General features: G+C 52.8%; 11 protein-coding genes, 1 tRNA gene and 3 pseudogenes. 4 read left to right on the forward strand and 11 right to left on the reverse strand.

What is annotated here, in order from left to right:
- Positions 1-101: 101 nt before the first annotated feature.
- The 6 genes and pseudogenes from ABLV11_RS20160 to ABLV11_RS20185 form a co-directional block, all read right to left on the reverse strand.
- Positions 102-275 (reverse strand): annotated as a pseudogene (locus ABLV11_RS20160) (primase-like DNA-binding domain-containing protein); the annotation flags it as partial.
- A gap of 18 nt (positions 276-293) precedes the next feature.
- Positions 294-1,402: pseudogene (locus tag ABLV11_RS20165) on the reverse strand (IS3 family transposase).
- Positions 1,403-1,634: 232 nt separating this feature from the next.
- Positions 1,635-3,143: a retron St85 family RNA-directed DNA polymerase gene (locus ABLV11_RS20170; RefSeq protein WP_126487996.1), complete on the reverse strand. Its 1,509-nt coding sequence runs from the start codon at positions 3,141-3,143 to the stop codon at positions 1,635-1,637.
- On the reverse strand, positions 3,143-3,787 hold the full coding sequence (locus ABLV11_RS20175) for a hypothetical protein (protein ID WP_126487999.1): 645 nt from the start codon (positions 3,785-3,787) through the stop codon (positions 3,143-3,145). Before ABLV11_RS20175 ends, ABLV11_RS20170 begins: the two co-directional genes overlap by 1 nt.
- 170 nt (positions 3,788-3,957) lie before the next feature.
- Positions 3,958-5,137, reverse strand: a pseudogene (locus ABLV11_RS20180) (integrase arm-type DNA-binding domain-containing protein).
- 162 nt (positions 5,138-5,299) lie between these two features.
- Positions 5,300-5,394: transfer RNA gene (locus ABLV11_RS20185), tRNA-Sec, on the reverse strand.
- A 290-nt stretch (positions 5,395-5,684) separates the two neighbouring features.
- Here ABLV11_RS20185 and ABLV11_RS20190 point away from each other — a divergent pair.
- The 3 genes from ABLV11_RS20190 to ABLV11_RS20200 all read left to right on the forward strand — a co-directional run bounded on the left by ABLV11_RS20190 (position 5,685) and on the right by ABLV11_RS20200 (position 10,490).
- Positions 5,685-7,079, forward strand: coding sequence for a glycoside-pentoside-hexuronide family transporter (locus ABLV11_RS20190; RefSeq protein ID WP_004106990.1), 1,395 nt, complete (start codon positions 5,685-5,687; stop codon positions 7,077-7,079).
- Between the two features lie 13 nt (positions 7,080-7,092).
- Positions 7,093-9,411, forward strand: a complete 2,319-nt coding sequence (gene yicI, locus ABLV11_RS20195; RefSeq protein WP_004116514.1) for an alpha-xylosidase — start codon at positions 7,093-7,095, stop codon at positions 9,409-9,411.
- Positions 9,412-9,758: 347 nt separating this feature from the next.
- Entirely contained in the window at positions 9,759-10,490 is a 732-nt protein-coding gene (locus ABLV11_RS20200) for a MurR/RpiR family transcriptional regulator (RefSeq protein ID WP_017145224.1), read from the forward strand.
- Between the two features lie 96 nt (positions 10,491-10,586).
- Here the strand turns inward: ABLV11_RS20200 and ABLV11_RS20205 are convergent, their stop codons facing one another.
- The 4 genes from ABLV11_RS20205 to ABLV11_RS20220 all read right to left on the reverse strand — a co-directional run bounded on the left by ABLV11_RS20205 (position 10,587) and on the right by ABLV11_RS20220 (position 17,074).
- Positions 10,587-11,966, reverse strand: a complete 1,380-nt coding sequence (locus ABLV11_RS20205; protein WP_004106983.1) for a glycoside hydrolase — start codon at positions 11,964-11,966, stop codon at positions 10,587-10,589.
- Between the two features lie 13 nt (positions 11,967-11,979).
- Complete coding sequence (locus ABLV11_RS20210) at positions 11,980-13,539, reverse strand: PTS transporter subunit EIIC (protein ID WP_004106980.1); 1,560 nt, start codon at positions 13,537-13,539, stop codon at positions 11,980-11,982.
- Between the two features lie 282 nt (positions 13,540-13,821).
- The gene (locus tag ABLV11_RS20215; RefSeq protein ID WP_224330012.1) at positions 13,822-15,537 is read right to left on the reverse strand and encodes an AsmA family protein; all 1,716 of its coding nucleotides are present in this window, start codon (positions 15,535-15,537) and stop codon (positions 13,822-13,824) included.
- A 145-nt stretch (positions 15,538-15,682) separates the two neighbouring features.
- Positions 15,683-17,074 (reverse strand): uracil-xanthine permease family protein, encoded by a 1,392-nt coding sequence (locus ABLV11_RS20220; RefSeq protein WP_004106976.1) that lies wholly within the window; start codon positions 17,072-17,074, stop codon positions 15,683-15,685.
- Between the two features lie 286 nt (positions 17,075-17,360).
- Here ABLV11_RS20220 and gltS point away from each other — a divergent pair, with 286 nt between their 5' ends.
- On the forward strand, positions 17,361-18,563 hold the full coding sequence (gene gltS / locus ABLV11_RS20225) for a sodium/glutamate symporter (RefSeq protein ID WP_004116504.1): 1,203 nt from the start codon (positions 17,361-17,363) through the stop codon (positions 18,561-18,563).
- Between the two features lie 218 nt (positions 18,564-18,781).
- Here the strand turns inward: gltS and glpK are convergent, their stop codons facing one another.
- Positions 18,782-20,293, reverse strand: a complete 1,512-nt coding sequence (gene glpK / locus ABLV11_RS20230) for a glycerol kinase GlpK (protein ID WP_004106971.1) — start codon at positions 20,291-20,293, stop codon at positions 18,782-18,784.
- Positions 20,294-20,309: the final 16 nt, after the last annotated feature.

Here is a 20,309-nt window from a genome sequence, read left to right on the forward strand (position 1 = left end):
AATGTGATATACGGTAAACAGTCCGTGAACAGTGAACACTTTACTGTTCACTTTCCGGAATTTCAGATAAAAAAAGACCGGCTGATGCCGTTCCGGGTAGGTTATGTCGCGGTGGTTTCATCGCACCGGGGCAGCCAGTCGGCGTTGCTTTCTTCCTTGAGCGCAAGGTTCGTCTGCATCCCCTGATTTGTTCGCCGCCTGGCGTAATTGAGTCCGTACTCTTTCAGCATCGATGACAGCCCTTTGCCGAACATGGTCAGGCTGAGGGTGTTCTTGTTGTAAATAGACCCATTTTAGTTCCATGCATTTTTTGAGATCCCGGCCAAATAATGGTGCTGTCGGTATTCCTCCGGTGTCATATTGTTCAGTGACTCATGCGGGCGTTCACAGTTATATTCTGATAACCATTTCTCCGTGATTTCCCGGACTTCGTTCAGCGTTCTGAACAGATAAAAATCGAGTATTTCTGTACGGTATGTTCGGTTCAAGCGCTCAATAAAAGCGTTCTGTGTCGGCTTACCCGGCTGGATAAACTCCAGTTTTACTGCATGTTTCTCTGCCCATTCAGCCAGTGCCAGTGAGATAAATTTCGGGCCATTATCCATGCGTAACATGACCGGATAGCCGCGATTTGCCGCGATCCTGTCGAGGACACGGACCACGCGCAGAGCTGGCAGATTCAGATCGATTTCAATCGACAACGCCTCACGGTTAAAGTCATCAACGACATTGAACGTGCGAAAACGACGGCCACAGACCAGGGCATCATGCATAAAGTCGACAGACCAGCTCTGGTTTAGCGCTTCCGGCGTGGCCAGTGGAGAGGGATTACGCACCGGCAACCGCTGTTTGCCCTTACGGCGAAAATTCAGTTTCAGCAGACAGTAAACACGGTGGATCCTTTTGTGATTCCACGGGTGTCCCTCCCGCCTCAAAACCTGAAAAAGTTTCGGAAAACCGTATCGTGGGTATCGCTCGGCCACTGCCAGCAACGCGACAATAACGGGTTCGTCACGCGTGGTATCCGGACGGTAATGGTAAACCGTTCTGCTCAGGTTCAGACTCCGACAGGCCTGACGAATACTGAGTCCAAATGTCGTATCAGATGAGTGACCCGCTCACGCTTAAAGGCTGGTTTTAAAGCTTTTTTCGATAACGTCTTTAAGCGCCCGGTTCTCCTGGCTAAGGTCGGCAAACATCTGTTTGAGACGGCGGTTCTCGTCCTCAAGATCCTTGATTTTTTTATATCAGAAGCTTCCATACCGCCGTATCTGGACTTCCAGTTGTAGTAAGTGGCTTCAGAGATACCGGCCTCCCGGCAGACGTCTTTAACGGTTCATCCGGCTTCAACCGACTTAATCACAGCGATGATCTGATGCTCAGTAAAACGGGCTTTACGCATAGCGATCTCCTTCGTCAGCAGAGTGATTATGCCGGATGATCTCTAAATATGAATGGCACGATTATGCGGGATACATACAGCGTGGCGGGGAGAGCATTGCGCGCTCAATTTATAATAATAATTTTATAAGGCATATCTGTGGGTGGATATTGCTAGGCTACGAAAAGGGACCGCTAGATTAGCAGCCCCATAAAATCTACAACCAGCATTAAGGTGCTAAAAAACATATATGTTAGATTTTAATTAATATGTTCTTTCGCTTTAGATATTTTAAAATTAATTCATATTGAATGGTGTTTACTTCATATCCGTATTGTTGAAACGACTTTAGATAATTAAGGTGGCCACTGAGTTTATAAATAGTCTCTTTGCTATGATCGTTGTCTTTAAGTGCGTGATCAAATGCAGCTCTAACTCTTTTTCTGTACTTTCTGGTCGGTCTAATGACGTCATTGACTAATATCCCTGTCACTATTTGTCTGCTATTTTTCGAAGATATTCTTGTCTTCTTATCATTGACAGAAAATCCAGATTCGTTTAACCATTGCATGGCCGACTTTACCATCTTTATTACATTATTTCTGTTTGAGCCGCTAATGGTTATATCATCAGCATAACGCGTGTAAACACATCCGATTACGTAGCACGCTTCGGATATTTTATTGTCAAAATCAAATAGAATAGCATTGGAGATTTGAGGGCTGCTGGGTGCGCCTTGTGGTAAAAAACCCTTGAATGTAACTATCTCAGTTATGGCCGTAGCTAACTTTATGTCTATTTTATTTTTGATAAGACATTTTTGTACCATATCTTTGTTTATGGTGCCAAAAAAGTCGATGACATCTATATTAGCAATGAATTCATTGTTTAAATGATTTATTGCATTATCCTTTATGCTGACTCCCTTTCTGTACGAATAGCAGGAAGCATGTATTTTAAGGCGAAAAAGAAAGTAATCAGTAATCCAATATTGAATTACTTTCATGAATTTTCTAGGTGCAAGAATCTCTCTGTGCCCACCTGATTTTTTATTAAGTTTAAATGACCTATAGTATTTGTCTGGATTCATCGACATGATTGCTATCAAGTGTGGACTGACTCCAATAAGTGACGCTAGGATTGTCGGACCAGTATTGCCAATTAAATTATAATCTATAGAGTTATATGAACCATAATTGAGAGGGAAAATAGTATGTTGTGTTTGGTTTACATGAGTTTCAGTGTTGCTGGCCTCACTAAGCATCGAACCAAAATTAATTTGCTCAGCGATCCGCACCCAAGTGTTCCTTGGGTGATTGGGTAGGGCCCCGAGCGCCCAAGGAACACTTGGGTGCGGAGCATCTTTTAAAACAAACCTTAACTGTGAAGACGGCGAAGCACCGCCCATTTTCTTTGACTCAGTTGAGGCCAGCACTTTTACTTTACTAACAACTCTGGTTTTGTCAAGAAGATATATTCTTAATTTATCTCTCAACTTCTTCAGTTCTGGACTTAACTGTTCATTCCCGTTCAGGCTTATTGAATATAGATTGTTTTTCTTCGAAACCTGATTAATGTATTCTGAACTGGCTAGAGCCTTAAAGTACTCATTGATTTTATCTTTCGCAGGGAGTACTCCATTATCATTTAGAATAATGGAAAGATATGAAATGACTTCATAGGGTGAGGCTGGCTGAATAACCGAAAGCGCCCAAATAAATAATTTGTGATTAAAATCATAAGCATCAGCTTTAGTAAGCATTATGCCCTCCTTGCCTGTATCATTTTTCTGTTTTTTACTCTTGCTATTACTCGTTCAACTTCTGCATCATCAAGAGTGGATAACTTAATTACTTTGCAATTGTTATCATCACAGTATTGTATTAATCCATTCGATAAAAACTTATCGTAATTAAAAATGCTATCACTAGGGATGGCAATTATATCAACATGCTGAATGTTTGATTCAATTTTGTAATAGCTTAATAGGGTTAATTGAGAAAGCGTTAGTTCATCTAAAACAAATATTATTATACTGTCACATTTCAAATTTTTAATAAAATCTATTTCAGCAATGTGTGGATAACCTTGTACATCTGGAAGTTGTGTTTTACCACTTCCCTCAAAGATATTTGCACCGATATTCGAAAGCCCGGCTTTTATTTTTTCTATGATTGGCTCGAGTATTTTATCTTCTTTATTGGGGTAGCAAAGTAAAACATTGTTATTCCCACTAGAAAACTCGCTAACAAGAGACTTTTTAGTGTTGTCAATTATATCTAAACCTAAAAAACCCAATTGCTTAGATATGTCAGGAGCATTTCCTCCATTAATTTGGATTATATTAAATGTATTCCCATCGCCTTTATTCCTAATATTTATTAACTCCCCCTTATTGCCAGGCATTATTTCTGCTCTATATTGAAATTGTTTTTAGAACCCTTGTTTTTAATTTTAATAGATTTGCCGCTTTTTTTACGTTCTCTCTGAAATAAAAAATAAAAAATAATAGTGAACACAAATACACCGATCCCAGAAAAAATCCACTGCATATTTTCAATGATGTAATCCATATATCAATTCTCTTCCACTATCGTTAAAATTTTATTTGCATACCATTCTAACATCATTCTTCTGTCTTTGAGATATAACGCATGATTATAAGTGCCGCGGATTCTATTCTTATCTATGTGCGCTAGCTGCATCTCAATCCATGTACTATCAAATCCTTGTTCATGAAGGATTGTCGACATTGTATGACGAAATCCGTGACCTGTAGCACACCCTTTGTAGCCAAGTAACTCAATCACTTGTAACACACTTTCCTTCGAGATTGGTTTGCTACGGTTGTTCCGTCCGATAAAAATATAGGGATAATGGCCGGTGATAGGTTTGAGTTGCTTAAAGAGTTCAATAACGTGCGTAGATAAAGGTACGACATGCGGTCTGCGCATTTTCATCCTTTCTGCAGGATCTCCCATACCCCTTTCTCAAGATCAACTTCATCCCATGTAGCAAAGTGCATCTCCTGCGTTCTTACACCAGTCAGCATGACTATCTTCGTAGCATTTTTGGTGGTGATGCTACCGGTATACGCTTCTAGATCCCGAATAAAATGAGGCAATTCTTCGGAGATAGAAATGGATGATGTTTTTGCTTAGGAACAGCCAGAGCGATGGCTAAATCAGGAGCAGGATTGTATTCAGCGCGGCCAGTTATGATTGCGTAGCGATAAACTTCACCGCATCTTTGGCGTACTTTACGCGTTTTCTCCAGTGCCCCACGCTTCTCTATTCGTCGCAATACTTCAAGCAGTTCTAACGGCTTGATTTCACTGATAGGGCGTTTACCAATGAACGGGAACACATCCTGCTCAAATGTCTTGATGATTTCTTCACGATAGGCCACAGTCCAGCGGTCAGCTTTGCTGGCGTGCCATTCTCGACATATGGCTTCAAATGAGTTTTCTGTTGAGAGTTGCTGTGCCAGCTTTTGAGCTTTACGTTCCTCTACTGGGTCAATACCGTTTGCTACCTGCTTACGGGCCGTATCGCGTTTCTCACGTGCTTCTGCGAGGCTCACAAGGTCGTAGCTGCCAAATGACATTAGCCGCGCTTTACCGGCAAAACGAAAGCGGAAGCGCCAGCCCTTTGAGCCGTCTGGATTGATGAGTAATGACAGGCCTTGCCCGTCGTTCAATGTGTAGGGCTTGTCTTGGGGCTTTGCTCGTTTAATTTGAATGTCTGTGAGTGGCATGTGTATAAGTCAAAAATGTGTATAAGAGGTCTATACACATCACTATACATATTTTTCACGGGTTCAGGGGGAGCTTGTCGGCCGGTTACGGATTGAGTGACTTGATATGTATATTGAAAATAATGGATTTTTATATATTCTCGGATAGCTGCGGAGGAATTTTGGCGGAAGATCACAGGAGTTGAACCTGCCCGGGACCGCTGGCGGCCCCAACTGGATTTGAAGTCCAGCCACCTCACCGGAGATGACGATCTTCCGCGCCTCGATTGCTACATGGAGGCGGGCGCATTATAGCTACTTTCCTGCATTAACCACATCCCCCAAGGCACTTTTTTACTGTGAAAACTGGACTTTACAGAACCTTCTGAAACATTCCCTTGCAAAATCCGTGGCTTACACTTTTACACACTCTTTCAGGCTACCGGGATCACATAAAACAAGAAACGTAATTTGATTATGAGATATCGCAATTCATCTTACAGCGCGGATGGTTTACAAAGCATGTAACCGGTACCAACCCGCGGTAGCGCTGAGAGAAGAGTGTGCGATGAAAGATCATATTTTGTCCGTCAAAGAGAAGATTGGCTACGGCATGGGCGATGCCGCTAGCCACATCATTTTCGATAACGTCATGTTGTATATGATGTTTTTCTATACCGATATCTTTGGTATCCCTGCCGGCTATGTCGGTACCATGTTCCTGCTGGCCCGCGCGCTGGACGCGATATCCGACCCTTGCATGGGGCTGCTGGCCGACCGTACCCGTAGCCGATGGGGAAAATTCCGCCCGTGGATACTGTTTGGAGCGATTCCGTTCGGTCTCGTGTGCGTACTGGCCTACAGCTCGCCGGACCTGAGTCATAACGGCAAGCTGATATACGCCGCGGTCACCTACACGCTGCTGACCCTGCTCTACACCGTGGTCAACATCCCCTACTGCGCGCTGGGCGGAGTCATTACCGACAATCCGACGCAGCGCATCTCCCTGCAGTCCTGGCGCTTTGTGCTGGCGACGGCGGGCGGCATGCTCTCCACCGTCCTGATGATGCCGTTGGTGAACTTTATCGGCGGCGAAGATAAAGCGTTTGGTTTCCAGGGCGGCATCGCGGTGCTCTCGGTGATCGCGTTCCTGATGCTGGCGTTTTGCTTCTTCACTACCAAAGAGCGCGTCGAAGCGCCGCCGAGCTCTACCTCGATGCGGGAAGACCTGCGTGATATCTGGCGCAACGATCAGTGGCGAGTGGTTGGCCTGCTGACCATTCTCAATATTCTCGCGGTCTGCGTTCGCGGCGGCGCGATGATGTACTACACCACCTGGATTATGGGATCCGCGGGTCTGTTCACCGCCTTCCTCACCACCTACTGCGTCGGCAACCTGATTGGCTCGGCGCTGGCGAAGCCGCTTACCGACTGGAAATGCAAAGTCAGCGTTTTCTGGTGGACCAATGCTCTGCTGGCGGCGCTGAGCGTGGCGATGTTCTTCGTGCCGATGGACGCCGAAATCACCATGTTCGCCTTTATCTTCGTAATTGGCGTGCTGCATCAGCTGGTGACGCCGATTCAGTGGGTAATGATGTCCGACACCGTCGACTACGGCGAATGGTGTAACGGCAAACGCCTGACCGGCATCAGCTTTGCAGGCACCCTGTTCGTGCTCAAGCTGGGCCTGGCGCTGGGCGGCGCGCTGATTGGCTGGATGCTGGCGGGCGGCGGTTACGATGCCGCGGCCAAAACCCAGAACAGCGCCACTATCACCATCATCATCTCATTGTTCACCCTTGCTCCGGCGGTCTGCTACCTGCTGAGCGCGGTTATCGCGAAACGCTACTACACCCTGAAAACGCCGTTCCTGAAAAAGATGATGGCGGAACTGGCTCAGGGCGCGCGCCGCAACGAACACGACTTCACTTCAGCGCCGACAGGCAAAGAATTGCAAAACTAAGAGGAAGCTATTCATGAAAATCAGTGATGGAAACTGGCTTATTCAACCAGGGCTCAATCTGATCCAACCCGTGCAGGTCTATGAGGTTGAGCAGCAAGGTAACGAGATGGTCGTCTATGTGGCGTCTCGCGAAGTTCGCGAACGCGCCGCCCAACTGGACGTTCCGCTCTTTACCGTGCGCTTCTTCTCCCCACAGGAAGGAGTGATCGGCGTACGCATGGAGCACTTCCAGGGCGCGTTGAACAACGGCCCGCATTACCCGCTGAACGTGCTGAAAGACGTGAACGTGGAGATTAATAATGGCGCTGAATATGCCGAGCTGAAAAGCGGCAATTTGACCGCACGCGTCACGAAAGGCGATTTCTGGTCGCTGGATTTTCTGCGTGACGGCGTGCGTATTACCGGTAGCCAGCTGAAAAATGACGGCTACGTGCAGGATACCAAAACGAATCGCAACTATATGTTCGAGCGTCTGGATCTCGGCGTCGGCGACACCGTTTATGGCCTCGGCGAGCGCTTTACCGCGCTGGTGCGTAACGGCCAGACGGTCGAAACCTGGAACGAAGACGGCGGCACCAGTACCGAACAGTCGTATAAAAATATCCCGTTCTACCTGACTAACCGCGGCTACGGCGTGCTGGTGAATCATCCTGAGCGCGTCTCTTTCGAAATCGGCTCCGAAAAAGTCTCGAAGGTGCAGTTCAGCGTCGAAGGGGAATACCTGGAGTACTTCGTCATCGACGGCCCGACTCCGAAAGAGGTGCTGAACCGCTATACCCGGTTTACCGGGCGTCCAGCGCTGCCGCCAGCCTGGTCCTTCGGCCTGTGGCTGACCACCTCGTTTACCACCAACTACGATGAAGCGACGGTTAACAGCTTTATTGACGGTATGGCAGAGCGCAACCTGCCGTTGCACGTGTTCCATTTCGACTGTTTCTGGATGAAAGCCTTCCAGTGGTGCGATTTTGAGTGGGATCCGGTGACCTTCCCTGACCCGGAAGGGATGATTAAACGCCTGAAAGAGAAAGGACTGAAGGTCTGCGTGTGGATCAACCCGTATATCGGCCAGCGTTCACCGGTGTTTAAAGAGCTCCAGGAGAAAGGCTATCTGTTGAAACGTCCGGATGGTTCATTGTGGCAGTGGGATAAATGGCAGCCGGGCCTGGCGATTTATGACTTCACCAATCCGCAAGCCTGCCAGTGGTATGCCGACAAGCTGAAAGGCCTGGTGGCGATGGGCGTAGACTGCTTCAAAACCGACTTCGGCGAGCGTATTCCGACCGACGTGCAGTGGTTTGATGGTTCCGATCCGCAGAAAATGCACAACCACTACGCCTTCATCTATAACGAGCTGGTGTGGAACGTGCTGAAAGAGACCGTTGGCGAGAAAGAAGCGGTGCTGTTCGCTCGTTCCGCCTCGGTGGGCGCGCAACAGTTCCCGGTGCACTGGGGCGGCGACTGCTACGCCAACTATGAATCGATGGCGGAAAGCCTGCGCGGCGGCCTGTCGATCGGCATGTCCGGTTTTGGGTTCTGGAGCCACGATATCGGCGGCTTCGAAAACACCGCGCCCGCCCACGTCTACAAGCGCTGGTGCGCCTTCGGCCTGCTGTCGAGCCACAGCCGTCTGCACGGCAGCAAATCCTATCGTGTGCCATGGGCCTACGATGACGAGTCCTGCGACGTGGTGCGCCACTTCACGCAGCTGAAATGCCGCATGATGCCGTATCTGTACCGTCAGGCGGCGCTGGCCAACGAGTTCGGTACGCCGATGCTGCGTTCGATGATGCTGGAGTTCCCGCACGACCCGGCCTGCGACTATCTGGACCGGCAGTACATGCTGGGGGATTCGGTGCTGGTGGCGCCGGTGTTTAGCGAAGCGGGCGACGTCCAGTTTTGGCTGCCGGAAGGCCGCTGGACCCATCTGTGGCACAACGATGAAGCGCAGGGCAGCCGCTGGCATAAGCAGAATCATGATGTGCTGAGCCTACCGGTGTACGTGCGTGACAACACCCTGCTGGCGTTGGGCAACAATGACCAGAAACCGGACTACGCGTGGAATGAAGGCACCGCCTTCCAGCTGTTTAATCTCGAAGATGGGCGCGAAGCGGTCAGCCAGGTGCCGGCAGCGGACGGGTCGGTGGTCTTTACCCTGAAGGCGAAACGCCAGGGCAATGTCATTACCGTCAGCGGTGACGGCGAGGCCAGCGGCTGGACGCTGTGCCTGCGCAATATCCAGCAGGTAGCTAGCGTGCAGGGCGGTGCTCAGGCAGGCAGTGAGCTGGGCGTGGTGGTGACCGCGCAGGGCAATGCGTTGACCATCACGCTGTAAGTTTTGCTTCCTGAAGCACGGGTTCACAGCCATCTGCGGACCCGTAGCCCGGACAAGGCGCGACAGGCGCCGCCTCCGGGGAATGTGCCGAACCTGATGCATCTGCGCTGCTGCTCCCCGGCTCGCGCTGCGCTTAGCCGGGCTACGGATCCACAGCCGTCTGCGGACAGGTAACCCGGTGGCGCGACGCTTACCGGGGCTACAGGCTATGCCCTCTTCGTTTGCGGAGAGGGTTTTTTTATTCCATTTCTTCTGAAAAAGTAACGTTCATTTCATTCTGGTGATTCACCCCACAGACACTCGCGCCGTCAGGTGATAGCGTAGTTTACCGCTGAGAGGAGCCCGGAATGGATTTAGAAAACATTTTTCGTGACGTTAAGCTAAGCAAAACCGAAATGACCGTGCTGCGTTTTATTCAGAATGACCCTGAGCAATGTGTGCGCGAGGGGATCCGCGCCGTCGCGGAACACTGTTATAGCAACCCTTCCTCGCTAGTGCGGTTGGCGAAGAAACTGAAATTCAGCGGCTGGCTGGAGCTGGTCTATTTTATTAAATTCAATATCACCATGCCGAAACTCGATGTCACCAACGATATCGACTACATGAGCATTCAGCCGATAGAGCGGATAACTCCTCTACTGGAAAGCCTGCAACATCATCGCATTTTGATTCACGGCAGCGGCTTTTCGCAGCTGATCGCCCAGTATATTTACAATAAATTTTTGGTGACCGGGGTAAACGCCAGCCTGGCGCTGTGGCCGGATTACGAAATTCTTGAGCAGAAGAACGCCGCCAAATTTGATTCGATCTGGATTATTTCCAAATCCGGGCGCAGCAGTTCGGCGCTGAACTGGGTGAAGGCGCTGGAAGGGAAGAAGATTAATCTGGTCTGCTTCACCGGCGATTATCAAAGCCCGCTGGCGCAGGCGGCGGATACGGCGTTTATTATTCACGACCCGCAGAAATTCGATGATGATATTTACTGGAGCAACCCGTTTTTTGGCTACTGCATACTCGGGTTTGAGCGGCTGCTGAAGATGTGGTTTACACACACGGGGAGCCCCGGAGGCGGCGCCTGAGGCGCCTGTCCGGGCTACCGCCCCGCAGGCGGTGGTGAACCCGTAGCCCGGTCAGCGCAGCGCCACCGGGAGGAGTGCGGTGGCGCGAGGGTGGGATTATTGCCAGTCGGCGAACTGCTTATCATCGAGATAAGCTTCAACAAGCGCTTTTGCCAGCGAATAAGAGCCGACCAGCGGATGCGCCATCAGCGCCCGTACCGCCAGTGACTTATCCCGCTGCAGAATCGCCGCCACCGCCAGCCGCTCATACTCCTTCACGCTGGCGATCATGTTTTTCTGCGCTGTCGGCACATGCTTCGGCGTCACCGGCTTCAGGCCCTCTTTACTGAGATCGCAGCTGATCTCAATCACGTCGTCCTGGCGCAGGAAGTCCAGCGTGCCGTTGTTGGGCATCGACACCACAATACGCTTGGTGGTGGTGCTGTTGACCGCCTCCAGAATATCCAGCGCCACCCCTGCGTAGCCGCCGGTATCCGGCTCCTCGATAAACTGCTTTAAGGTTAACGGCTCGCGGGTATGGAATTTTTCCTGCTGCGACTCGTTCTGCATATAGCTATTTTCCCGGCGCAGATAGTGCTTCATCCAGATGGTAAACGCCGCTTCCGGGTTGGCTTTCACATCCACGGTCCGCAGCTCTTCGCGCATATCGTGGTTGATACGGGCAATCTGCTCGCCGCGGGTTTCCGCTGCGTTCTGAATCGCTTTTAAAGCCACTTCTCGATAGTAGTAGTAGTAAAGATATTCATTAAGCAGTTGCTTATCGCATAGCTGAACCAGCTCCGGCGAAAAATACTGCATCGCCGTCTTACGATACAGCTCAGGACTGGTAATCAGGCGCTCGGTGACATCCTCGCCGCTTACGGTGAAGTGGGTAAACCAGGAGAAGTGGTTCAACCCGTAGCACTCAACGCCGAGATCGCGCTCGTCGCAGCCGAGGATTGCCGGCAGCTCGCGAATCAGCTCCGACGGCGCGTCGCAGATGCCGTACACCCGGCGCTTAAAGCCGGATTTGATAATCGCCTCGGTGACCAGCCCTGACGGGTTAGTGAAGTTAAAAAGAATAGCGTCTCCGGCGGCGTGCTCTTCAATCAGGCGGCAGTAGTGAAGAATCGCCGGAATGGAACGCATCGCCATGGCGAAACCGCCAGCGCCGGTGGTCTCCTGGCCCAGGGTGTTGTGCTGCAGGGCGATACGCTCGTCGCGAATGCGACTCTCATCGCCGCCTACCCGCAGGGTGGTGATGACATAGTGGCTATTTTTGAGTGCCGGCACCGGGTCGCTGGTTACGCTGAAGTGAATATCCGGGCGAATCGTATTAAACACATAGCGGGCGATTTCGCCAAAAATTGCCAGATTCTCAGCGGAGCTGTCGAGAAATACAACTTCCGTTAAACCAATGCGGTGCGCGTTATATGCCAGAGATTTTGCCAGGAACGCAGAGCGAACGCCGCCCCCGCCTAATACGGTTAATTTCATAAACAACTCCTAATTAATTTTCTGCTAGCCAGCTATCAACCCGGGAACGGACCTGTCCCACTTTGACGCCGTAAATAACCTGAACTTCATTTCGATTTCGTACTACGCCGTTTGCACCGGTGCTTTTTAATATTGCATCATCAACTAAATCCATATTGTGAATAGCGACGCGCAGGCGGGTAAAACAGTTGTCGACGGAAATAATATTCGCTTTGCCGCCTAAGCCATTAATAATCTCGTTGGTCACCGACTGCGGTTCGCCCATTTTTTTACGATAATCAGCTTTGCTATATAACTTCACGTTTTCATCGTCTTCACGGCCCGGCGTTTTGAGATTCAACTTAACGACCAGCGTGCGGAAGATAACGTAGTAGACGGCGAACTGGCCGATCCCGATGAGCACGTAGCCGGGCCAGCGGGTCAGGGCGACCGGCAGCGGCAGGTTGTAAATCAGAAACTCAATCAGCCCCGAGGCACCCCACGGACGGACGGTAAAGATGTCGCAAATCGCCTGCGAAGCTGCGGTTAAGGTAGCATGGATCACCCACAGCAGCGGGGAAACGAACAGAAAGGTAAACTCAATCGGCTCGGTGATACCGGTGAGCATGGAAGTGATAATGGCCGGTAGCAGAATCGCTTTAGCCATCATTTTTTTCTCCGGTTTCGCCGTATGGTAGAACGCCAGCGAGGCGCCGGCCAGGCCGAAGATGGTGGTCATCCCCTGCTGTGAGAAACGCAGCGCCTCGTTCATCACCGGCGTCAGATCCGGGTGACGCATATAGGCGAGGAAAATCGCCTGGGTTCCGGAGACTATCTGCCCGTCGACGTTCAGCGTGCCGCCGATTTGCGTGAGCTGGAACGGCGACCAGACGAAGTGGTGCAGGCCGGTGGGGATGAGGAATTTTTCAAAGAAGCCGTAAACGAAGACCCCCGCCACGCCGGCGTTTTTCATAAAGCCGGTCAGCGCCGCGATGCCGTGGGTCATAAACGGCCAGATCCAGGTAAAAGCGATGGCGTAGAAAATGATGACCGGCGTCATCGCCACCAGCGTCAGCTTGGCCCCGCCGTACATGGAGAGCGCGCCGGGTAGCTCAATAGTCGATACTTTGTTATGCACCCAGGCGATGGTGCAGCCGAGAATAATGCCGAGGAAAACCCCCATATCGACCACCACAAAGCCCAGCAGTTGGGTTTGCCCGGTGCCGTAATATTCGCCGTTAATTTTTTCCGCCAGGCCGTGAGTATGCTCCAGCCAGGAGTGGTTAGCGCCAAGAAACATAATAAAACACATCACTGAAACCAGCGCGACTTCGGTTTTTTTATCTTTTGCCAGGCCATAGCTGATGCCGACGCAAAAGAGTAATCCCAGATTGCCGAATAAAGGCCAGAAGGTATCGCCGAGTAGCTGTCCAAGCTGGTGTAAAAAGCTGGTCTCCGAAATTAATGTTGGGTTGGTTAAGACTGAGCTGAGTGCCAAAATTAAGCCGATGACCGGCAAGAACAATACTGCACCGATCATTGCTCTGGAGAATTTTTGCATATTCTCCAGAATACGTTGACGTATTACAGACATGGTCGTTCCTTTATTTTTGTAGGTTCAGGGACTTTAATTATTTTTTTCGCTTCCAGTATTTTTGTTATAGCAAGTCCGCTATTTGAAAGGAACAGGTTGCGGAAAATAGGTACAAATAGCCGCTAAATGGCAACAGGTTTCACCATTAAGGATATTATATGACCCTCACCCCAAACCTCTCCCTGAAAGGGAGAGGGGGTCGATCGGTGTGGGCATAAAAAATAAAGAGTGCAGAGGGCGGTTCCCCCTCCCCGGCGGGGAGAGGGTTAGGGTGAGGGGAAACTAGGGGGTAGAAATTATCGGAGCAGAAGGAGCCTGAGCGCTGGTAACTTCACCGTTGCGCATGACCTGCGCTACCTGCTGTTTCTCCATATTGACTGCGCTGAGCTGACCGTTAACGGTTGGCTTCAGCGGCGCATCTGGCAGCACGCTGCCGGTCGCCGTTAGCTGGAGATTACCATCGCCGGATATCGGCAGCGCTGGCCAGCCCCAGGCCTGCAAAATATTTAGCGGCACGCCGCGACCGCTCAGGCTCAGGTTGACCTGACGCTGCGGAAGCTGCGACACCGCCGCGGTGGCTTGCAGGATCCCACGCTCGGTAAAGGCGCTGAGCTCGTTAACGTTCACCGTTGAGGCATTGGCGCTCAGCTTCAGCGACGGGCGGCGGACATCAATACGATTAAAGGTCGCGGCGGCGGCGTTCAGCGTCGCGCTACCGTTCCACACGCCCCAGCTGCGGTTTTTCACCAGCTGCAGCTCGCCGCCGTAGCCGTCGAGCGCGGTGATTTGCCACGGGAACGCCGGTTCAACATCGATAATGAGGTTGCGGCTGGCGCTGAACTTTCTCAGCGTCAGGCTTTGCAGCCACTCGGGAAGCGGCGCCATCCATAGCTGCTTCCAGTTGGTCGGCAGCGTATATTCCAGTCCGGCGAACGCGGTGTCGTCCAGCACGAGGGCATGGTCGGCGCGCAGCCAGTTGCCGGACGTGCGCACCATCCCGCCCTCCCAGCGTGAGGTGAACTGGCGCAGCGCGATACCCTGCGGGGAGAATCCGGCGTTAAGGATTGGGTCGAGGAAGTGCAGCGAACCGTAAATAAACTCGTTGGCGTTCATCGACAGCGTGCCATCCTGGCTTTGCCAGTCGCCGCGGCTCAGGGTCAGGTTGCGCAGATTAAGGTCGAGGCCAGCGATCGCCCAGTCAGGCCCCTGCAGGCTGGCGTCGGTCACGTCAAGGCGGCCAATCTGCAGCGAGGGCAGGGTGGTCAGCGGCGTGAAAAAGTCGGCGAGTGATTTATCGCTTTGCAGACGGATCTCGTTGAGGCGCAAATTATCGACCTGCCAGCCGCCGTCGGCGCTGCGTTTCGCCGTGCCGGTGAGCGTTCCGCGAGCGACGTCCGCCCCGAGGGTCGAGAGCGTCACTTCGCCGTTATCGATATTCCCCTGAATCAGCACGTTGCTGGCTTCAATACCGTTGAGCGTCATCGACCCGGCGCTCATCTGAATTTGCGTTTTCTTGCCCAGCACATTACCCGCTTCCGGCGCCCACGGGCTGACGCCGCCGGTGACGCGCTGCGCGCTCAGATCCCAGTCGCTCTCCGGGCTGTTGAACGCCATATTGCGCAACCGGAGACGATCGGCGGCGAACGGCAGCGCTGCGGAAGAAGGGGAGAAGTTTAGCGTACCGTCGCTGAGAATGATTTCGTCAGCATGCAGCGGGTCGCTAAACTGGCGGCTGCTAAATCCGATATCCACGGTTTGCGCCACCAGCGTGGCGGGTTTGCCGTCGCGACCGAGGGTGACGTTTTGCAACTGCAGGTGCAGTGGCGAAGAGAAATTATGGTCCATTTTGTTGAAAGAGACCTTCCAGCCGGTACCGTCGCTTAGCCAGGCGCTGGCCTGACGCCCTCCCCACTGGGTTTGCAGCAGGAAATAAGCGGCAATAATCACCACCAGCAGAGCAATCAGCAGCCAGAGAATCAGCTTTCTGAGAAATTTCATGATCTTCGATCCTGAGCGAGGCACATAAGGCTGTTATGCCCGAATTATGCGCAATCCTCAAGACAGGAATTGTGTAATGAGATGATGTGAGGTTGATGATGTTTGCGCTCCGGCCGACGTTGCGCGGCCGGAGCATCAGAGAGGATCAGTTTTTCTCTGGCGGGAAAATCAGATTCAGAACAATCGCCGTGATACCGCCGGCGGCGATACCGGAGGAGAGCAGATTCTTCAGCCAGTCAGGGGCGAACTGCAGGATCAGCGGCTGCTGGGAAACGCCAAGGCCGACGGCCAGCGACAGGGCGATAATCAGGATCGCGCGGCGGTTCAGCGGCTCGCGGGAAACGATACGCACGCCGGAGGCGGCAATGGTGCCGAACATCACCAGCGTTGCGCCGCCGAGCACCGGCTCAGGAATATGCTGCACGAAGCCGCTCACCGCCGGGAACAGGCCGAGCACGATCAGCATCAGCGCGACCACAAAACCAACATAGCGGCTGGCGACGCCGGTCAACTGAATCACGCCGTTGTTCTGGCCAAAGCAGGAGTTCGGGAAGGTGTTGAATACCGCCGAAACAAACGAGTTCAGACCGTTGGCCAGCACGCCGCCCTTCAGACGCTTCATATATAGCGGGCCGGAAACCGGCTGCTCGGAAACGTCAGAGGTGGCGGTGATATCGCCGATGGTTTCCAGCGAGGTAATCATAAACACCAGCATCAGCGGCAGCAGCAGATTCCAGTCGATGCCCAGTCCGTAGTACAGCGGCGTGGGAACCATAATCAGGCTGCTTTCCGTCGGTGCGGTATTGGTCGGCAGCATATCGAGTAGCCATGCCGCCAGGTATCCGGCCGCCATCGCGATAACCAGCGAAGCGATGCGCAGATACGGGTTGCGCTGGCGGTTAAGGATAATAATCAGCGCCAGCACGATCCCCGCCAGCAGCAGGTTTTTTGGCGCGCCGAAGGTGTGGTCGGCCATGGCGGCATAGCCCCCGCCGATGGAGGTCAGGCCAACCTGAATCAGCGACAGGCCGATAATCATTACCACTACGCCGGAGACCAGCGGAGTGATTATGCGGCGGGCGAGATGCAGAACGCGCGAGAGAACCATCTCCGTGCAGCTGGCCAGCATCAGGGTGCCGAACAACGCGGCCATCATGGTCGGAACATCGGCGCCGCCGGTTTTCAGCGCGGTTCCGCCCATAATCAGCGGAGCGACGAAGTTAAAGCTGGTGCCCTGAATCGAAAGCAGACCAGAACCCACCGGGCCCCAGGCTTTAATTTGAATGATGGATGCCACGCCGGAGGCGAACAGGGACATGCTGATGATGTGTTGTGTATCCTGAGCCGGGAGGCCCAGAGCCTGACAAATTAACAGCGCCGGAGTGATAACCGCGACAAACATCGCCAGCAGGTGCTGGAACGCGGCGAACAGCGTTTGCGGTAGCGGCGGGCGGTCTTCAAGGCGGTAGATTAATTCGCTGGTTTGCTTATGCGCAACCGGTTGCGCATTTTCTGATTCTGCGGTGTTAACGGACATCACAACAATCCCAAAGGTGGCAAAGCGGGGATTTTATCGGACTGTAGACCAAAAGCAAACGTTTGCCACTCTTTAGCGGCAAATATTTATGCAGGGAATAGGTGTCAAATATTTATTAACATTTTGTATGCTTGATCGCATCATTATCCCTACAAAATATCTTTTCCTGTCCTTTTTTCCGTACTTCTGCTTAAAATCCCTTCCCGATTACTCATGATGAGAAGCAATCGACACCGGGAATTTCGTCGCGTGTGAATGGATCATGCGCCTATAAGGAGCTCTTTTTATGTTTCATCTCGATACCTTATCGACGCTCGTTGCCGCAACATTAGTGTTGCTACTAGGTAGAAAACTCGTTCAAACCGTCCCTTTCCTGAAGAAATACACTATTCCTGAGCCCGTGGCGGGCGGTCTGCTGGTCGCTCTGGCGCTGCTGGTATTAAAGAAAAGCATGGATATCGAAATTGATTTCGATATGAGCCTGAAAGACCCGCTGATGCTGGCTTTCTTCGCCACTATCGGCCTGAATGCCAACCTCGCCAGCCTGCGCTCTGGCGGCAAAGTGGTGGGGACATTCCTGATCGTGGTGGTGGGGCTGCTGCTGCTGCAAAACGCCCTCGGTATCGGCATGGCGAAGCTGCTGGGCCTCGACCCGCTGATGGGGCTGCTGGCCGGTTCGATTACCCTTTCCGGCGGCCACGGTACCGGCGCGGCGTGGAGTAAACTGTTTATTGAGCGCTATGGCTTTGTCAACGCCACCGAAGTGGCTATGGCTTGCGCAACCTTCGGTCTCGTTCTTGGCGGCCTGATCGGCGGGCCGGTGGCGCGCTATCTGGTCAAACACTCTTCATCACCGGACGGCACGCCGGACGATCAGCTCGCGCCGACCGCGTTTGAAAAGCCGGATATGGGGCGCATGATCACGTCGCTGGTGCTGATTGAGAGCATCGCACTGATCGCCATCTGTTTGACGGTAGGGAAGATCGTTGCGCAACTGTTGGCGGGGACCGTATTCGAACTGCCTACCTTCGTTTGCGTGCTGTTTATCGGCGTTATCCTCAGCAATAGCCTGTCAGCACTTGGCCTGTACCGCGTATTCGACCGCGCGGTGTCGGTGCTAGGTAACGTCAGCTTGTCGCTATTCCTGGCGATGGCTCTGATGAGCCTGAAGCTGTGGGAGCTGGCGTCGCTGGCGCTGCCGATGATTGCCATTCTGGCGGTGCAGACGATAGCAATGGCGCTGTATGCGGTGTTTGTGACCTATCGAATGATGGGTAAAAACTACGATGCCGCGGTGCTGGCCGCCGGCCACTGTGGTTTCGGCCTCGGCGCGACGCCGACGGCGATTGCCAATATGCAGGCGATTACCGATCGTTTCGGTCCGTCGCATATGGCGTTTCTGGTGGTGCCGATGGTGGGGGCGTTCTTTATCGATATCGTTAACGCGCTGGTGATTAAGCTCTATCTGCTGCTGCCGGTATTTGGCTGATAAAAACCCGGAGGTGGTGCGCTACGGGATTATGCGGTCTGCGGGCTGTAGCCCAGGTAAGGCGTATACGCCGCAACCCGGGGATACTCCGGGATTCATGACTCGGCGTGGCTTCTCGCCGGCTCGCGCTGCGCTTAGCCGGGCTACGGGGTGTGCGGTCTGCGGGTTGTATCCCGGCTAAGGCGTTTACGCCGCCAGCCGGGAATACCTCAACAATCTTACGCTTCGTCGTGCTCTTCCCACGCCAGCGCGCGTTTTACCGCCTTCTTCCAGCCGCTGTAGCGATAGTTACGCTCGGTGGTTTCAATTCCCGGACGGAACTCGCGCTCGATCACGGCTTTCTCCTGCAGCTCATCCAGATTCTGCCAGAAGCCCACCGCCAGACCGGCCAGATAGGCTGCGCCCAGCGCCGTGACTTCGCGGACTTCCGGGCGTTCTACGCGGGTGCCGAGAATATCGGACTGGAACTGCATCAGGAAGTTGTTGGCGACCGCGCCGCCGTCAACGCGCAGGGCGTGCAGACGGATCCCGGAGTCAGCCTGCATCGCTTCCAGCACGTCGCGGGTCTGATAGGCGATCGATTCCAGCGTGGCGCGAATAATATGGTTGGAATTGACGCCGCGGGTCAGGCCGAAGATCGCCCCGCGGGCATACGGGTCCCAGTAAGGCGCGCCGAGCCCGGTAAACGCCGGAACCACGTACACGCCGTTGGTATCCTTCACTTTGGTGGCGAAATATTCGGAATCGAACGCGTCGCTAATCAGCTTCATCTCATCGCGCAGCCACTGAATGGAGGCGCCCGCCATAAATACCGCGCCTTCCAGCGCATAGTTCACTTCACCGCGCGGGCCGCAGGCGATAGTCGTCAGCAGGCCGTGCGTTGATGCCACCGCTTTCTCGCCGGTATTCATCAGCATAAAGCAGCCGGTGCCGTAGGTGTTTTTCGCCATCCCCTCTTTAACGCACAGCTGGCCGAATAGCGCCGCCTGCTGGTCGCCCGCGATGCCGGCGATCGGAATACGCGTGCCGCCCTTACCGCCGATGTTGGTCTGGCCGTACACTTCGGAAGATTTGCGCACTTCCGGCAGCATGGCGCGCGGAATATCCAGCGCGTCGAGCATTTTGTCGTCCCAGTCCAGTTCGTGGATATTGAACAGCATGGTACGCGAGGCGTTGGTGTAGTCGGTAACGTGAACGCGTCCCTGGGTCATTTTCCAGATAAGCCAGGTGTCTACTGTGCCGAACAGCAGCTCGCCGCGTTTTGCGCGCTCGCGCGCACCTTCGACGTGGTCAAGGATCCACTTCACTTTGGTTCCGGAGAAGTAGGGGTCAACCACCAGGCCAGTTGCCTTACGGATGTACTCTTCCATGCCGTCGCGCTTGAGCTGTTCGCAGATCTCGGCGGTACGGCGGCACTGCCAGACGATGGCGTTATAAATCGGCTTACCGGTTTCGCGCTCCCACACGATGGCGGTTTCACGCTGGTTGGTAATGCCGATCGCGGCGATTTCATCGGAACTGATATCGGCCTTTGCCAGCACTTCAACCAGCGTAGAGCTTTGCGATGCCCAGATTTCCATCGGGTCGTGCTCAACCCAGCCTGGACGCGGATAAATTTGTTCGAATTCTCGCTGAGAGACGCTGACGATATTGGCATCGTGATCCATTACCACGGCGCGGGAGCTGGTGGTGCCCTGGTCGAGCGCTACGATATATTTTTTGTCGGTCATAGTATGAGTCCCGTAG

The organism is Klebsiella sp. GW_Kp181, from assembly GCF_040062315.1.
Lineage (GTDB): Bacteria > Pseudomonadota > Gammaproteobacteria > Enterobacterales > Enterobacteriaceae > Klebsiella > Klebsiella oxytoca.

What these genes read in the sequence shown, in the direction of transcription:
- ABLV11_RS20170 (WP_126487996.1), bottom strand. Translation starts at nt 3,143, where the DNA reads ATGCTTACTAAAGCTGATGCTTATGATTTTAATCACAAATTATTTATT.
- ABLV11_RS20175 (WP_126487999.1), bottom strand. Translation starts at nt 3,787, where the DNA reads ATGCCTGGCAATAAGGGGGAGTTAATAAATATTAGGAATAAAGGCGAT.
- ABLV11_RS20190 (WP_004106990.1), top strand. Translation starts at nt 5,685, where the DNA reads ATGAAAGATCATATTTTGTCCGTCAAAGAGAAGATTGGCTACGGCATG.
- yicI (WP_004116514.1), top strand. Translation starts at nt 7,093, where the DNA reads ATGAAAATCAGTGATGGAAACTGGCTTATTCAACCAGGGCTCAATCTG.
- ABLV11_RS20200 (WP_017145224.1), top strand. Translation starts at nt 9,759, where the DNA reads ATGGATTTAGAAAACATTTTTCGTGACGTTAAGCTAAGCAAAACCGAA.
- ABLV11_RS20205 (WP_004106983.1), bottom strand. Translation starts at nt 11,966, where the DNA reads ATGAAATTAACCGTATTAGGCGGGGGCGGCGTTCGCTCTGCGTTCCTG.
- ABLV11_RS20210 (WP_004106980.1), bottom strand. Translation starts at nt 13,539, where the DNA reads ATGTCTGTAATACGTCAACGTATTCTGGAGAATATGCAAAAATTCTCC.
- ABLV11_RS20215 (WP_224330012.1), bottom strand. Translation starts at nt 15,537, where the DNA reads ATGAAATTTCTCAGAAAGCTGATTCTCTGGCTGCTGATTGCTCTGCTG.
- ABLV11_RS20220 (WP_004106976.1), bottom strand. Translation starts at nt 17,074, where the DNA reads ATGTCCGTTAACACCGCAGAATCAGAAAATGCGCAACCGGTTGCGCAT.
- gltS (WP_004116504.1), top strand. Translation starts at nt 17,361, where the DNA reads ATGTTTCATCTCGATACCTTATCGACGCTCGTTGCCGCAACATTAGTG.
- glpK (WP_004106971.1), bottom strand. Translation starts at nt 20,293, where the DNA reads ATGACCGACAAAAAATATATCGTAGCGCTCGACCAGGGCACCACCAGC.